Below are 14416 nucleotides of genomic sequence, written 5' to 3' on the forward strand. Positions count from 1 at the left end.
GTTCGAGGCGCCGCCGGGGCGGGGGGCGGAGGCCGCGCGGACGGTCGTGGACCTGCCCGTGCCGGAGGCGTACCGCGGGGAGGTGTCCGAGGGCGAGGGCGGGCTCGTCCGGTTCGTCGGGTACGAGCCGGTCGGGGACGTCACGCGGCAGGACGTGCCGCAGGTCGCGGGGGCGCCGGAGGACGAGCGGTCGGGGCGGCGCGCGTGGCCGTGGGTGCTGGTCGCGGCGCTCGTGGCGGTGCTGGCGGTCGTGACGGCGCAGCTGCTGCGGCCGGTGCCGGAGCCGGAGCTGCGGCTGACGATCGCGGCGGAGCACACGTTCCCGGGCGCGGCGCCGCGGTTGCCGTGGCCGGGGTCGGGGCAGTCGGCGGTGTTCGTCGAGGGGCTCGGGACGATGGGGGCGTCCGGGAACGCGGTGCCCGCGCCGACGGCGAGCGTCGCGAAGGTGATGACGGCGTACGTGTACCTGCGGGACCATCCGCTGCGGCCGGGTGAGCCGGGGCCCACGCTGGCGGTGTCGCCGGAGGGGGTCGCGGAGATGCCGATGCGGCGGCAGCGGGGCGAGTCGCTGCTGGGGATCACGCAGGGGCAGCGGCTGACGCAGCGGAAGGCGCTCGAGGCGCTGATGGTCGTCTCCGCGAACGATGTGGCGCACGAGCTGGCGAAGTGGGACGCGGGCAGCGTGCAGGCGTTCGTGGCGAAGATGAACGCGGCGGCTCGCGAGCTGGGGATGGCGAACACGACGTACACCGACCCCAGCGGCTACGACTCGGGGACGGTGAGCACCGCGGCGGACCAGGTGAAGCTGCTGCGGGCCGCGATGGCCCTCCCGGCGTTCGCGGAGATCGTGAACCAGCGGACGTTCGAGCCCGCGGACGGCGGCGCGGCGCGGCCGAACGGGAACTTCCTGCTCGGGCAGTTCGGGGTCGTCGGGGGCAAGACGGGGTTCACGGACGCGGCGGGCGGGAACTTCGTGTTCGCGGCGCGCAAGGACGTGGCGGGGGTCCCGACGCTGATCGTCGGTGCGGTGATGGGGCAGCGGACGGCGAGCGCGGCGGGGGCGGTGTCGGCGGCCGGTGAGCTGGTGCGGGCGGCCGAGGGCGCGTTGACGTCGGCGACGCTGGCGCAGGCGGGCGAGCGGGTCGCGGTGGTCGACGACGGGCTCGGCGGGACGACGCCGGTGCGGGCGGCGTCCGCGGTGACGGTCGTGGGGTGGCCGGGGCTGACGGTGGGCGTCGCCGCCGAGGGCGATCCGCCCGCGGAGGCCGCGGCGGGCGAGGAGACGGGCGCGCTGACGGCGGGCGCGGCGCGGGTGCCGCTGCGGTTCGGGGACGCCTACGGCGGCCCGGCGCTGCTGGACCGGCTGACGAGGCTGGGGTAGCCGGGCCGTCAGGCGCGGTGGACGGAGAAGCGGGTGAAGAGCGCGGCGAAGGCGGCGCCGTCGGTCTCGACGGTGAGTCCGGAGACCCCGGCGGGGAGGGGGTCGGGGTCCACGACGTCGAGGGTCTTGACGCCGTCCACCCAGAAGACGAGCCGCACGCCGCCCTCGACGGTCTTGCACAGCGCCTTGAGTTCGTGGTCGGCGCGGTCCTTCGGCTGGACGCGCGCCGAGCCGAGCGACGTGGTCTCCGTGCCGTACCGGTCGATCTCCGTCCTGCCGTCGCGCGACATCATGAATCCGTAGCCGACGGTGGAGGAGGCGTCGGCGTCGTTGCGGCACGTGACGCCGACCTCGGAGGCGCCGGGGGCCGCTCCCTGGAAGCCGCCCCGGGCCGTGACGAGCATGTCCGCGAGGGGCGCGTGCTTCGCCTCCACCGTCGACCCGGATTCGGCGGCGATGCCGTACCGGTAGCCGGCGGGGACGTACCGGATCTCCTCGTTCTCCATCCATCTGCGGCGGTTCTCGGGGAGTGTCGCCTCGTGGACGAAGTCGCTCTCGTAGATGAGGTTCCGGGACGGCGGCGGGCTGTCGTACGCGTCGGTCGGGGACGCCGGCGGGCTGTCGTAGGCGTCGGTCGCGGTGACCGACGCGCCGCGCGCCCCGGACGCGCCGTCCTCCTCGTTGCCCGCCGCCCGCCAGGCGACCGCGGCGACGAACGCCATCGTGAGGGCCGCCGCGACCGCGACGGCGCCGACGGACGCGAGCACGCCCGGGTGGCGCCAGGCGCGCGGCCGCTCCTGCTCGACGGTGGACGGCGGGGACGGCGGACGCGGCGGCGGGACGAACGACGGGCCCGGCGGCGGCACGGGCGCCGCACCGGTCGGCGGGGCGGGGTGGGCGAACCCGGCCGGCGGACGGGCGTCGCCCGCCGGCGGACGGGCGTCGCCGTCGGGGCTGACGAGCAGGTCGATCAGCTCGCGGGCGGTGGGCCGCCGGGCGGGGTCCTTGGCGAGGCAGCGGGCGATGACGGGGCGCAGCGCGGCGGGCACCCCGTCGAGCCGCGGCTCCGCGTTGGCGATGCGGTTCATCAGCGCGGCGAAGGAGGGGCCGGAGTCGAACGGCGGCGTGCCGGTGGCGGCGTAGACGACGGTGCCCGCCCAGGCGAAGACATCGGACCGCTCGGTCGGCGGCAGCCCGTCGATCCATTCGGGCGCGAAGTAGGCGGGGGTGCCGACCATCTGGGTGTTGGTGTCGGCGTCGATGGCGCGCGCGATGCCGAAGTCGACGACGCGGGGGCCGTCCGGGCCGAGGAGCACGTTGGCCGGTTTCAGGTCGCGGTGGACGATCCCGGCGGAGTGGATCGCGGCGAGCGCGCTGGCGGTGTTGACGGCGAGCCGGACGAGCGCGCCGCCGTGCAGCGGGCCGTGGTCCTGCACCCGCTGCGCCAGTGAGGGGCCGTCGATGTACTCGCTGACGACGTAGGGCCGGTCGCCGCGGGTGGAGGAGTCGAGCACCGCGGCGGTGCAGAAGGGGGCGACGCGGCGGGCGGCCTCCATCTCGCGGAGGAACCGGGTGCGGGCCGCCGGGTCGGACGTCTTGAGCACTTTGACGGCGACGCGCTGCCCGGACTCGTCCTCGCCGAGGTACACCACTCCCTGGCCGCCTTCGCCGAGGCGTCCGGTCAGCCGGTAGGGCCCGAGCGCGGCCGGGTCGTCGGCGCGGAGCGGAGATGCGGCCATGGACACCCTTCCATGCCCCGCGCGCAGGGCGGATCACGACGGCACGACGGACTGCTTACCCGCCCGCATGATGTCACAGCGGTATGCCCGATCGGCCCTATTGCGGACGGCGCGTCCGGTCAGGCGTACAGCGCCGACAGGTAGCGGATCAGGAGGGCCTCCCGGGTGTCCGGGGGGAGCGCGTCGAGGACGGTGTTGACGACGGCCATCCCGCCGGACGGCTCGGCGCCGACGGACGCGAGCAGTTCGGCGAACCCGGCGTCGGTGAGGGCGTCGAGGTCGAGGCCGGCGACGGTTTCGGCGAGCCCGTCGGGGACGGGCGGCGGTCCGGCGGCGCGGGCGGCTTCCGCGGACGCGGCGAGGGCGTCGAGGAGCGCGCCGGTGTCGGACACCCCGGTGATGGTGAAGTGCAGGTTGGCGGGGATGCCGCGGTACGAGAGCTGCGGCTGGAAGAACCAGCCGCGGGCGCGGGCCTCGTCGGCGAGGACGAACACGTCGAGCGCGGGGTCGGTGGAGGCGACGGCGACGAGCGGGACGACCGGCGCGCCGAGCACCCGCAGCCCGTCGGGGAGCCCGGCGGCGAGGCGTTCGGCGGCGTCCATCGCGCGGGCGGCGAGGTCGCGGTAGCCGGCGGCGCCGACGGCGTGGAGGGTGGCCCAGGCGGCGGCGAGCGGGCCCGCGCTCTTGCTGGACTGGACGCCCGAGTTGATGACCGTGTAGCCGGGCCATTCGGCGGACGCGAAGTAGGCGCGGCGGCGCAGCGCCGGGTCGGCGAACAGGACGACGGACGCGCCCTTGGGCGCGTAGCCGTACTTGTGCAGGTCGCACGACAGCGAGGTGACGCCCGGGACGGAGAGGTCGAACGGCGGGACGGGGCGTCCGGTGTCGCGCAGCCACGGCAGCACCCAGCCGCCGACGCAGGCGTCCACGTGGCAGAGGACGCCGGCGGACGCGGCGATCTCCGCGATCTCGGGGACGGGGTCCATGACGCCCTGCGGGTAGGACGGCGCGGACGCGACGGCGAGGACGGTGCGCGGGGTGATCGCGGCGGCGACGGCCGCGGGGTCGGCGCGGAACCCGTCGTCCACGGGGACGGCCACGGCCTCCATGCCGAGGTAGTGCGCGGCCTTGTGGAAGGCGGGGTGCGCGGTGACCGGCAGGACGATCTGCGGCCGTCCCGCGACGGGGCGGGCGTCGCGCGCGGCCTTCACCGCGAGCATGATCGATTCGGTGCCGCCGCTGGTGAACACGCCGGTGCCGCCGCCGAGCCGGTCGGCGACGGCGCCGACGACCTCGCGTTCGAGGGCGACGATGCTGGGGAACGCGGTCGGGTCGAGGCAGTTGACTTCGAGCATCTCCGCGTAGGCGGCGGCGGCGAGGTCGTGGACGGCGTCGCGTCCGGTGTCGTAGACGTACGCGGTGACCTTGCCGCCGCGGACGGGCAGGTCGGCGCCGCGGAGGGCGGCGAGCCGGTCGAGCAGGTCGGCGGCGGGGCGGCCGTCCTCAGGCAGGGTCATCGGGGGTCCTCGGTGCGTGGGCGGCGGCGAGCCGCCGGTAGGCGAGCAGCGGGGGGACGCTGAGCAGGAGCAGGGCGGCGGGGACGAGCGTGAACCCGGCGGCGACGCCGGTGAGCGCGGTGTCCGGCTGGACGGCCGCGGTGTCGAAGTCGGACGAGCGGAACGAGCAGGCGGCGAGGATCAGCGCGAACACGCCGGGGCCGAGGGCGAGCGCGCCGGTCTCGGCGGCCGTCCATAGGCCGGTGAACGCGCCCGACTGGGCGTGCCCGGTGCGTCCGGCGTCGGCGTGGACGGTCTCGGGCAGCAGCGCGAGCGGCAGGAACTGCGTCGCCGCGTAGCAGACGCCGACGGCGGCGCTGAGCGCGAGCACCGCGGCCGTCGACGCGATCAGCGGGAAGAGCGCGGCGACGAGGGCGGCGAACGCGGTGAGCGCGGCGGCGTAGCAGGGCACGGCCCCGTACCGGCGCGCGAGCGCCCGCCACATCGGCACCGCGAACGCGCTCGGCGCGACCATGCAGACGAACATCGCGGAGGTGAGGGCGTAGTCGTCCAGCCGGTAGGCCGCGACGTAGGGGGCGCCCGCGAGCATGATCGCGACCGCGAGGGTGTGCAGGACGTACGCGGCGAGCAGGGCGAAGAACGGGCGGTTGCCGCGGGCGGTGCGGAGCGCGGCGCGGAGGCCGAGCGCGTGCGGGCCGGGGCTGGACGGGATCCAGCGGGTGGCGAGGGCGCTGCCGAGCAGGGCGGCGGCCATGACGGCGCCGACGGCGAGCCCCATCAGGGCGTGCCCGGCGCGGCCGCCGCCCGCCGCGTCGGTGACGGCGGGGGCGACGCCGCCCGCGACGAGGATGCCGAGGGTGAGGCAGACGACGCGCCAGGCCATCGCGCGGCCGCGTTCGGCGGGGTCGGCCGAGATCTCGGCGGGCAGCGCGACGTACGGGACCTGGAAGCAGGCGAAGGCGCTCGCGGCGAGGAGGAACGCGAGGCCCGTCCAGGCGGCGGCGAACCCGGGCGAGTCCACCGGGACGGCGAACATCGCGGCGAACAGGACGGGCAGGGTGCAGGCGCCGGCGAGGAGCAGCCGGGTGCGGCGCCCCGTCCGGACGGCTTCGCGGTCGCTGGCGGCGCCGACGACGGGGTTCAGCAGGACGTCCCACGCCTTCGGCAGGACGAGGACGGCGCCCGCGACGGCCGCGCCGACGCCGAGGACGTCGGTGAGGTAGTAGAGCAGGAGCAGCCCGGGGACGGCCGAGAACACGCCCGTGCCGACCGACCCGACGCCGTAGCCGAACAGGCGCGCGCGTGTCAGCGGGGCCGAGGCCGCCGTCGTCGCCGGGGCGCTCACCGCGCGCCCTCGGGGAGCCCCAGGGAGGCGGTGACGAGCCGGTGGAGGTGGGCGCGGAACCGCGCGAGTTCGGCGGGGTCGTCCATGCCGCGGCGGCGGCCGTCCGCGTCGAGGGCGCCGCCGCGCGCGAACCCGTGCGTCGCCCAGATGACCGTCCAGACGGCGTACTCGACGTCCGCGCCGTCGTCGGCGAACGGGCGGACGGCGCTCACGACGAGGTCCACGAGCGGCCGGACGTAGAGGTTCTCGAGGTGCGCGACGTCGGCGGCGTCCGACAGCCAGCGGTGCATCCACAGCGCCGGTACCGCGGGGTTCGCCGCGCAGAAGTCGATGTACCGGTCGACGAGCGCGAGCAGCGCCGCCCCGCCCGGGCCGCGGGGCGGCGGGTCGCCGAGGAGGTCGGCGACGGCCGCCTCCAGGGCGGCGCGTTCGGCGCGGTGGGCGCGTTCCATGACAGCCAGGTACAGGTCGCGCTTGCCGCCGGCGTGGTAGGCGACCGTGGCGATGTTGAGCCCGGCCGCCTCGGCGATGAGCCGGGTGGACGTGCCGTCGTAGCCGTGCGCGGCGAACAGCCGGGTGGCGACGTCGAGGATGCGCTCCCGGCCGGAGTCGCTGGTCATGCGCCGACCGTAGACCTCCGGCGCGCCTTGGTCAATCGCTTGATGGAGACGGGGCGGTGAGCCAGACGGTCAGCGCCATCTCCATCTCCAGCCGCGCCTCCGGCTCGTACAGGCGGTCGCCGAACAGCTCCTCGAGCTGGTGCAGCCGGTACCGGACGGTCTGCGGGTGGACGTGCAGGCGGGCGGCGACCTCGGTCGCGTTGAACCCGTTCTGCAGGCACGACAGCAGCGTCCGCATCAGCCGCTCGCGATGCCGGGGCCGGACGGACCGCAGCGGCGCGAGCCGCAGGTCCGCGACGGCCCGCACCAGTTCCTCGTCCTTGAACACCACCAGCGCCGGCATGTGGTCGGCGCACCGGATCAGCCGGTCGGACGGCAGGATGCCGCGGCGCGCGAGCGGCAGCGCCTCCCGCGCCCAGCGCAGCGACTTCGCGGCGTCCTCGGTGCGGACCGTCGGGCCCATCGCGGCCACCCAGTCGCGCAGCGCCGACTCCAGCATCCGGCCCCGCCCCGGCCCCTCGGGGTCCGGCACCAGCAGGCACGGCTCGCGCCGGTTCACGTCGGACAGGACGTCCGGCGGCAGCGACGGGTGCGAGAACGGGTGCCGCCCCCGCTCGTACAGGACGACCGCGGCGACCGTGCGCGGCACCCGCCACTGCGCGAGCCGCGCCAGGTCGGCGACCGCCCGGGACGACGCGGGCGGTTCGGCCAGCAGCATGTCGAGCAGCCGGCGGCGGCGGTGCTCCAGCTCGCCGGCCTCCTGCTCGCGGGCCTTGGTGTAGCCCTCGGTGGCCGCGCGGGCGATCTCGTCCAGGAACGCGAAGATCGCCTCGGCGAGCCTGGCGAGGGTGTGCCGCGACATGTTGTGCTGCTCGGACTCCACCGCCAGCCGCCGCCACGCGACGCGCGCGCCGAGCCGCATCGACGTCTGCAGGATGTCGAGGCTGCGCCCCTCCCGGGCCTCCGCCCAGCCGATCTCCCGGTAGACGGCCGCGACCTGCTCCCACGAGCTGTCCGGGTCCATGATCAGGTCGACGAACTGGCGCAGCGCGCCCTCCACGGCGAGCCGGACGAGCCGCGCGTACTCCTCGTCCTGCGGGCGGGAGTACTCGGGGACCCCGGCCAGGATCTCCTCGATCATCTCCTCGGCCAGGCCGTCCAGGTGCGGCCGGAAGACCTCGGAGAGCTCGCTGGGCACGCCCGCCCACGGCTTGAGCGGCGAACGCTCCTGAAGGGTCGTGGTCACGGTTCCACCTCCCGCCCCCGCGGTGTCCAGGGGACGCTCCGGAAGCTACCGACCACACGCGCAAGGGGCTGTACCGCCGGGAACGCAATGCGCCGCGGCGGTTGTCACTCCGGTGACAATCGGTCCGGCCGCGAAGCCCGGTACGGCCGCGCCGATCGGTCCGCACGCGCTATCCGCCGCGCGCAACCGGCCGCCCGCGACCGGCCGCGCGCTACAGGCCGCCCGTCCCGTTCGCCTCGGCGGGCCGCTCCCCGGCGGCGAGGGCGCCCGCGAGCACGAGCCGTCCGGACGTGCGGACGATCGCCGCGACCTCGTCCGCGGGGCGGTGCAGCGACGCGACGCTGACCAGCGCGGCGAGCAGCACGTGCCCGAGCACGATCTCGACGTCCTCGCGCTGCGGCACCGGGTCGCCGATGGCCGCCGACAGCCGGTCCCGCAGGAACAGGAACACGACGTTGCGGGAGTCGTCGACGCTGGAGTCGTCCGCCGTCACCGCTTGGATGATCGCCGACGTCAGGGTGACGTTGTCGGCCGCGACGCGCACGATCCGCTCCAGCAGGGCGGTGAGCCGCTCGACCGGGGTGTCCCCGACCGCGAGCGCGTCGATGTCGTCGGTGACCCGGTGCGCCCAGGTCGCGGCGACCTCGGTGAGCAGGTGGTCCTTGGTGGCGAAGTAGCGGTAGACGGTGGCGCGCGCGACGCCCGCGCGGTCCGCGACGTCGTGCATGGTGACGGCCGGGTAGCCGCCCTCCACCGCCAGGGTCCACGCCGCGTCGATCAGCCGCTCGCGCCGCGCCTGCTGGTCCTTGGTCAGCGTCCGCGTGACGGTGAACCGCACTTCCGCGCTCACAACGCCTCCTCGCCGAGATCGCCCCCATTGTTCCGCAGATCACGTTCCGCCGCGATCACCGGCCTCCGGTTCGCACCGCCGACCGGGCACCGCACCGCCCCCACCAGCGGAACTCCGCGGCCGACCGGACCGGGAACGGCCGCGGCCGGACGGCGCCCGCGCGCCGCCCGGCCGTCGTCCGGCGTCCGGCGGTCAGTTCCCGCAGCGGAAGACGCCCCACTTCAGGCGGCCGTTCGCGCCGCCGTCGACCCAGTTCCGCAGGCCGGTCTTCATGTGGTCGAGGTAGTCCGCGCTGATCTTCCGGGAGATCTCCGCCTCCCGCGCCTCGGTCTCCCGCAGCACCCGCGCGTAGTGCGTGGCGAGGTGCGGCGTGAGGTCGTCGAACTCGACCGACAGGCCGAGCCGGGCCAGTTCCCGCCGGTAGAAGCCGGGCGAGCCCATCGTGTCGAGGTGGAGCCGGTCCAGGATGGGACGCAGCGCGTCGCGCGAGCAGTCGTCGGCCGCCATCGGGTCGGTGAAGACGAACTCGCCGCCCGGCTTGAGGACCCGGACGATCTCCTCCAGCGCCCGGATGCGGTCGCCGCCGTGCAGCAGCGCGTCCTGCGACCACACGACGTGGAAGGCGTTGTCGTGGAACGGCAGCTCCTCGAACGAGCCGTCGACCACGTCGATCAGGTCGTCGAGGCCCTCCTCCTTGTTCGCCGCGCGGTTGCGCGCGTTCTCGACCTCGCTCAGGTTCAGGCACGTGACCTTGCAGCCGTACGTGCCGGCGAGGTACCTGGCCGAGCCGCCGAACCCGGCGCCGACGTCCAGGACGTGGACGTCCGGTGCCAGCCGCAGGCCCGCCGCCATCCGCTCGACCGTCCGGGCGCTCGCCGCGTCGATGGTGTCGCCGTCCTCGTAGACGCCGACGTGGATGTGCCGCCCGCCCCACACCGAGTGGTAGAAGGCGTCGGCGTCGTCGGAGTTGTAGTAGTCCCGCGCGGTGCTCACCGCGGTCGAGTAGGAGCCGCTCACGTCGTCTTCCCGGTACATTTTCTCCGCCACGTGAATGAAGAAGTCGGGGTCGGCCTCGTGGTAGGTCTTCTGGAAGTCCCCGAACGTGTCGATCCGCTGGAAGCCGACCTCGCGCATGAGCCGCCGCATGTAGTTCTTCCGCAGCGGGAACATGTTGAGGGCGTAGTCGCTCCCGTCCGGGAAGCGGTACCGGAACCGCGCGAGCCCCTCGTCGACGTACTCGGGTTCGGCCGTGACCTCCTCGCCGCAGTAGTAGTACGAGTGCGTGCTGCTGAACCCGTCGTCCAGGATCGAGTCGTAGTTGCGCTGGTCGATGATCAGTACGCCGTCGTGCTTGAGCATCGCGTAGAACTCCGCGAGCGCCTTGCGCCTGTCGCGTTCCGAGAACAGGTGGGTGAAGGAGTTGCCCAGGCAGATGACGGCGTCGAACTCGCCGTGCACGTCCCGGTTCAGGTAGCGCCAGTCCGCCTGCACCACCTTGAGGACGTACTGGCCGTAGGTGAAGCCGTTCTCGAACGCCTTCCGCAGCATCTCCTGGCTGCCGTCGGCGCTGACGGTGTCGAAGCCCTCCTGCACGAGCCGCACCGAGTGGAACCCGGTGCCCGTGGCGACGTCCAGCACCCGCTTGACGCCGCGCGCCTTCAGCTGGTCGATGAAGAAGGTGCCCTCGCTCTCGTAGCGCCTCCTCCAGTCGATGAGTTCGTCCCACTTCTCCACGAAGCCGTGGACGTACTCCTTCTCGTAGTGGTTGGTGTCGCGGACCTCGGTCGGGTTCTCGCCGAAATCTTGACGCTGAATCGGTCTGCCTCCCTGTGCGCACGGCCCCCGATAGGACTCTGAGCGACTCGTCGGACACGTACCGTTGTCACGTTCGGCATGCCGAAGACTCCATTCCGTGACAACCAGCCACGAACGTGACATTCAGGGCGAACGTTAGCCCTGCGCACAGGTTTCTATAAGGGGTTCCCTCGGTACTTTTCGCTAACACGGTGTGTGATCAGCGCAACATCGCCCCCACCGGACGGGCGCCGGGCGCCCCGCCCGTCCCGTCCAGCGGGACCCGGCCGCCGGACGGACGCCGCGTGCTGCACGCTCGCCCACCATGGGCCCCCCACGGGACGAAGCGTCCGACCGCCGGCAGATCCACGACGTCGTCCTGCGCTACTGCCGGGGCATCGACCGGCTCGACTTCGCGCTCGTCCGGTCGGCCTACCACCCGGACGCGATCGACCACCACACCGGCTTCGACGGCACCGTGGACGAGTACCTCGCCTGGGTCGAGCCCCGGCTGCGCGCCCGGCGCGGCGGCACGATGCACATCGTCGCCAACCACCTCGTCGAGCTGCTCGGCGACACCGCGATCAGCGAGACGTACGGGACGTCGGTGCACTGGGGCGAACCCGCCGACGACCCGCGCGCCAACTTCACCAGCGGCGTCCGGTTCGTCGACCACATGGCCCTGCGGGACGGCCGGTGGGCGATCGCCGAGCGGTGGGCCGTCCGGGAGTGGACCCGCTCCGACGCCGGACGCCTGATGCCCCGCGAAGCCCCGGGACCGGCCGGATCCAGGGACGGCGACGACCCCCTGATCCGGCTCCAGCGGAAACTGCACGGAACGGAGACGGACGCGTGAAAGTGGGAATCAGCTCGCCCATCGTGGCGCTCTCCGGCCGGCGCCCGGCCTGGGAGGCCGAGGCGGGGACGGCCGAACTGCTCCGGGTCGCGCAGGCCGCCGACCGGCTCGGCTACACGTTCCTGACGTGCCCCGACCACGTGGCCGTCCCCCCGGGGCTGCCGCGCGGCGAACGCTTCTACGACCCCCTGGCGACGTTCGCCTTCCTGGCGGGCCGGACGCGCCGGATCCGCTTCCTCCCCTACGTGCTCGTCCTGCCCTTCTACCACCCGCTGGAGATCGCCAAGCGGTACGGGACCCTCGACCACCTCAGCGGCGGGCGGCTGACCCTCGCGTTCGGCGTCGGGAACCTGCGGGAGGAGTTCGACCTGCTCGGCGCCCCCTTCGACGACCGCGGGCCGCGCGCCGACGACGCCCTCCGCGCCCTGCGGGCCGCCCTGTCGGGCCGGACCGTGTCGTACGAGGGCCCCTACTACGCGTTCCGCGACATGGTCGTCGACCCGCACGCCGCGCAGCCGCGCGTCCCGCTGTGGGTCGGCGGCCACAGCGACCGGGCCCTGCGCCGCGCCGTCGCCCTCGGGGACGGCTGGTGCCCGGCGCCGCGGTCGTTCGGCGGCCCCGCCCCCGAGGAGATGCGCCGGATGCTCGACCGGCACGAGGCGCCCGAGGGGTTCGACGCCGTCCTGACCCCCGGCGAACGCCTCGACCCCGCCGGCGCCCCGGGCCGGGTCGGCGAGGTCATCGCCGAGGCCGCGGAGGCGGGCGCGACCCACATCAACCTCACGGTCCGGCACGAGTCCCTGGCGCACTACCTCGAGCAGCTGGAGGCGTTCGCCGAGGCGGCGGGCCTCGACATCGAGCCGTAGGGCCCGGCCTTCAGCGGGACGAACCGACCCGCCGGCGCAGCCCGGTGACCAGCGAACCACCGAACGCGAACGTGTAGATCGCGAACATGAGGCCGAGCAGCCCGCAGAAGAGGTCGACGAACACGAGCGCGACGATCAGGCCGCCCGCGCCCGCCGTCCGCCCGTACGCCTTGTCCGGCTCGGTCCGCAGCAGGCTGTCGTAGCCGGGGACGAACCGCGCCCGCTCCGTGCGCCCCGCCTCGCAGCGCCCCCGGCCCACGGCCACGGGGATCTCCGTCACCGCCGGACCGCCGCCCGCGGGCACGAACGTCCCGACGCACCGCCGCCCGCTCCCCCGCCCCCCGGCGGGCCTGTCTCCGGTCACGGTCAGCGTGCCCGGCTCCCCCGCCTGTCCGTACACCGCGCCGATGGACCGTCCGTTGTGGGCGGACACCTCGTAGACGATGCTGAAGAAGAACCACACCAGCAGACCGGAGACCAGCAGCCCGGCGACCTTCACCGCGGTTTCGATGATGCGCTCCTCGGCACGAACCCCACGCCGCACGCGGCCGTCCGCCCCTGGGACGCCGCACGTCCGCGGCGGGTTCCCGCGCATGACCCCCGCGTCGCCGGGCAGGAATCGGGCCTATGAGCGATGCCGACACCATGGAGGCGACACGGCGGCTGCTCCCGCCGCGGCCAGACAGCCCCGCGCTCGCCCGGCGGTTCGTCCGCGACCGCCTCACCGGCGTGGCCGCCCCCGACACGGTGGACTCGGCCGTGCTCGCGGTCGACGAGCTGGTGACCAACGCGGTGCTCCACGCGCGCACCGAGATCGAGGTGTCGCTCCGCACCGGCGCCGCCGTCCACGCGCGCGTCACCGACCGCGCGCCGCACCGCGGGCTCGTCCCGTGGCGCCGCCACCCCTACACCGACACCGGCCGCGGCCTGTACCTGATCGAACGGCTGACGGACCGGTACGGCGTCGACACCGACGAGCACGGCAAGACGGTGTGGTTCGAGGTCGGCGGCCCCCGCGCGCCCGCGCCGTCCTCCTGGGGGCCTCCCGACCCGCCCGGCGGCGCCCGGCGCACCGTGACGCTCGTCGACGTGCCGTGGGAGCTGTGCATGGCCGCCCGGCAGCACCGCCACGCGGTCCTGCGCGAACTCCTGCTCTCCGCGGCCGCCGGCGACCCCCTCGGCGTCGCCCCGGACGCCCTCCGCACCGCCCACGACGCCAACAACATGCTCAGCGCCTGGCTCGCCGCGGCGGACCGGGACCCCGACGCCGACATCCGCACGCTCGACCTGTCCGTCCCCGCGGACGCCGCGCCGGCGCTCGCCGCCCTCCGCGACGTCCTCGACCGGGCCGACGACGCCACCCGGACCGAGGCCCTGCTCAGCCGCCCGCCGCTCCCCCAGAGCGCCGACCTGAGGCACTGGCTGCTCGACGAACTCATCGGCCGGCTCGACGAGGACCGGCCGCCCACCGCGTGGACCGTCGCGGCCCGCGACCCCACCCCCATGCCGTGGGACGCCGACCAGATCCGGCAGAGCCTGCTCCCGACCGTCGCCACCGACGACCGGCACCGGATCACCGCCGTCAACGAGGCCGCCGCGGACCTCCTCGGCTGGGACGCCGACGAGCTCCTCGGCCGCCGCCTCACCGTCCTCATCCCCGAGCACCTCCGCGACCGGCACGTCGCCGCGTTCACGTCGCTGCTGCTCACCGGGCGCCCCCGCATCCTCGGCCGGGCCGTGCCCCTCCCGGCCCTGCACCGCGACGGCCGCACCGTCCCCGTCCGCCTCCTCATCCAGGGCCAGGAGAAGGACGACGGGCACACCGTCTTCGTCGCCCAGCTCTTCCCCCGGACCGCCGCGCCCCTGCCCGAGGCCCCCGAACCCGGCGAGACCCGCTGGCCGGAAGGCCCCCGCGAGCCCGTACGCCGGGGCCGCCGTCCGAGCATGGACCTGTCCCCCCTCGAACGGCTGTCCCTCCTCACCGACTGCGAACGCGCGCTGAGCAGCGCCCAGGACCTCACCCAGGGCCTCCGCCAGGTCGGCCGCGCGCTCACCCGGCGGCTGGTCGACTGGTGCGCGATCGACCTCCTCGACGAGCAAGGCGAGGTCGAACGCGTCATCGTCGTCCACCACGACCCGGACCTGCCGTCCCCCGCCGTCTACGAGGGCCGCTTCCCCCCGCTCACCCAGGCCGCCCGCGGC

12 protein-coding genes are annotated in these 14416 nt (G+C 74.8%); 4 read left to right on the forward strand and 8 right to left on the reverse strand.

Annotated features, from left to right (window positions below; translation table 11 throughout):
- A partial coding sequence (locus tag DMH08_RS33440) for a D-alanyl-D-alanine carboxypeptidase family protein (protein ID WP_325052965.1) occupies positions 1 to 1381 on the forward strand: 1381 nt, incomplete at its 5' end.
- An 8-nt stretch (positions 1382 to 1389) separates the two neighbouring features.
- Here the strand turns inward: DMH08_RS33440 and DMH08_RS33445 are convergent.
- From DMH08_RS33445 to DMH08_RS33475, 7 genes are all read right to left on the reverse strand, one after another.
- Complete coding sequence (locus DMH08_RS33445) at positions 1390 to 3120, reverse strand: serine/threonine-protein kinase (protein ID WP_125620030.1); 1731 nt, start codon at positions 3118 to 3120, stop codon at positions 1390 to 1392.
- A 119-nt stretch (positions 3121 to 3239) separates the two neighbouring features.
- On the reverse strand, positions 3240 to 4637 hold the full coding sequence (locus tag DMH08_RS33450) for a pyridoxal phosphate-dependent decarboxylase family protein (RefSeq protein ID WP_125620032.1): 1398 nt from the start codon (positions 4635 to 4637) through the stop codon (positions 3240 to 3242).
- Positions 4624 to 5982: an MFS transporter gene (locus DMH08_RS33455; protein ID WP_125620034.1), complete on the reverse strand. Its 1359-nt coding sequence runs from the start codon at positions 5980 to 5982 to the stop codon at positions 4624 to 4626. The genes DMH08_RS33450 and DMH08_RS33455 overlap by 14 nt, the downstream gene beginning before the upstream one ends.
- Positions 5979 to 6602: a TetR/AcrR family transcriptional regulator gene (locus DMH08_RS33460; protein WP_125620036.1), complete on the reverse strand. Its 624-nt coding sequence runs from the start codon at positions 6600 to 6602 to the stop codon at positions 5979 to 5981. Before DMH08_RS33460 ends, DMH08_RS33455 begins: the two co-directional genes overlap by 4 nt.
- Before the next feature lie 31 nt (positions 6603 to 6633).
- Positions 6634 to 7848: a PucR family transcriptional regulator gene (locus DMH08_RS33465; RefSeq protein WP_125620038.1), complete on the reverse strand. Its 1215-nt coding sequence runs from the start codon at positions 7846 to 7848 to the stop codon at positions 6634 to 6636.
- Between the two features lie 211 nt (positions 7849 to 8059).
- Positions 8060 to 8698: a TetR/AcrR family transcriptional regulator gene (locus DMH08_RS33470; RefSeq protein WP_125620040.1), complete on the reverse strand. Its 639-nt coding sequence runs from the start codon at positions 8696 to 8698 to the stop codon at positions 8060 to 8062.
- A gap of 192 nt (positions 8699 to 8890) precedes the next feature.
- Positions 8891 to 10513, reverse strand: a complete 1623-nt coding sequence (locus DMH08_RS33475; protein WP_442778666.1) for a glycine/sarcosine N-methyltransferase — start codon at positions 10511 to 10513, stop codon at positions 8891 to 8893.
- Between the two features lie 304 nt (positions 10514 to 10817).
- On the opposite strand from DMH08_RS33475, the gene DMH08_RS33480 reads away from it, so the two are divergent.
- Together DMH08_RS33480 and DMH08_RS33485 are read left to right on the forward strand one after the other, a co-directional pair.
- The gene (locus tag DMH08_RS33480) at positions 10818 to 11348 is read left to right on the forward strand and encodes a nuclear transport factor 2 family protein (RefSeq protein WP_026402357.1); all 531 of its coding nucleotides are present in this window, start codon (positions 10818 to 10820) and stop codon (positions 11346 to 11348) included.
- Complete coding sequence (locus tag DMH08_RS33485) at positions 11345 to 12214, forward strand: LLM class F420-dependent oxidoreductase (RefSeq protein ID WP_125620044.1); 870 nt, start codon at positions 11345 to 11347, stop codon at positions 12212 to 12214. The genes DMH08_RS33480 and DMH08_RS33485 overlap by 4 nt, the downstream gene beginning before the upstream one ends.
- A gap of 10 nt (positions 12215 to 12224) precedes the next feature.
- Here the strand turns inward: DMH08_RS33485 and DMH08_RS33490 are convergent, their stop codons facing one another.
- Entirely contained in the window at positions 12225 to 12758 is a 534-nt protein-coding gene (locus DMH08_RS33490; RefSeq protein ID WP_125620045.1) for a hypothetical protein, read from the reverse strand.
- A gap of 83 nt (positions 12759 to 12841) precedes the next feature.
- Between DMH08_RS33490 and DMH08_RS33495 the strand changes: the two genes are divergently transcribed.
- A partial coding sequence (locus DMH08_RS33495) for an ATP-binding protein (protein ID WP_125620047.1) occupies positions 12842 to 14416 on the forward strand: 1575 nt, incomplete at its 3' end.

The organism is Actinomadura sp. WAC 06369 (assembly GCF_003947565.1).
In the GTDB taxonomy this organism is placed as follows: domain Bacteria; phylum Actinomycetota; class Actinomycetes; order Streptosporangiales; family Streptosporangiaceae; genus Spirillospora; species Spirillospora rifamycini.

Bases quoted from the DNA above. Each gene is read 5' to 3' on its own strand.
- DMH08_RS33445 (WP_125620030.1), bottom strand. From the start codon at position 3,120: ATGGCCGCATCTCCGCTCCGCGCCGACGACCCGGCCGCGCTCGGGCCC.
- DMH08_RS33450 (WP_125620032.1), bottom strand. From the start codon at position 4,637: ATGACCCTGCCTGAGGACGGCCGCCCCGCCGCCGACCTGCTCGACCGG.
- DMH08_RS33460 (WP_125620036.1), bottom strand. From the start codon at position 6,602: ATGACCAGCGACTCCGGCCGGGAGCGCATCCTCGACGTCGCCACCCGG.
- DMH08_RS33480 (WP_026402357.1), top strand. From the start codon at position 10,818: ATGGGCCCCCCACGGGACGAAGCGTCCGACCGCCGGCAGATCCACGAC.